The 451-nt window shown below is 65.4% G+C and carries 1 pseudogene; it reads right to left on the bottom strand.

Going from position 1 to position 451, the window contains the following annotated elements:
- A pseudogene (locus CJ177_RS46525) lies at nucleotides 1-431 on the bottom strand (MFS transporter); the annotation flags it as partial.
- Nucleotides 432-451 lie beyond the last annotated feature (20 nt).

The raw sequence follows: 451 nt of genomic DNA, 5'->3' as shown, positions 1-451 counted from the left end.
GCACTGATGAGCGCTCCGATGACGAAGACGGTCGCACCACGGCCGTTGAACAAGGCGCGGTCGAGTACGGTTCCGCGGATCAAGAACGCCGCCGCGAAAGGTGCCATGAGCCAGCCGGTCTGCAGGGCGCTGAGCCCGAGTCCGTAGGAGTCCGCGGGACGAAGATCCTCGGGAGTGATCTGAGCGTACGTGCTGAGCAGCAGTAGGAAGGCCGAGTTCACCGCGGCGAACAATGCGATACACAAGCACGACGCGGTGACCAAAGGCGCCTTCATCAGTGCGACGTCGAACACCGCCGAGGTCGAGCGGCGCTCGACGCGCACCCAGGCGATGCCCCCGACGATGCCGGCCATCAACGGAATGAGCGCCGCGATGCCCCACACGAGGCCTTGCGTCAGAGTCAGCAGGATCGCGGCGACCCAAGCGATCATCCACACCGTGCCGAGTACCG

Source organism: Rhodococcus sp. ACPA1 (assembly GCF_002300195.1).
GTDB classification, from domain to species: domain Bacteria; phylum Actinomycetota; class Actinomycetes; order Mycobacteriales; family Mycobacteriaceae; genus Rhodococcus_F; species Rhodococcus_F opacus.
The sequence above is the reverse complement of the archived record's forward strand: the minus strand, read 5'-3'. Positions and strand labels throughout refer to the sequence as shown.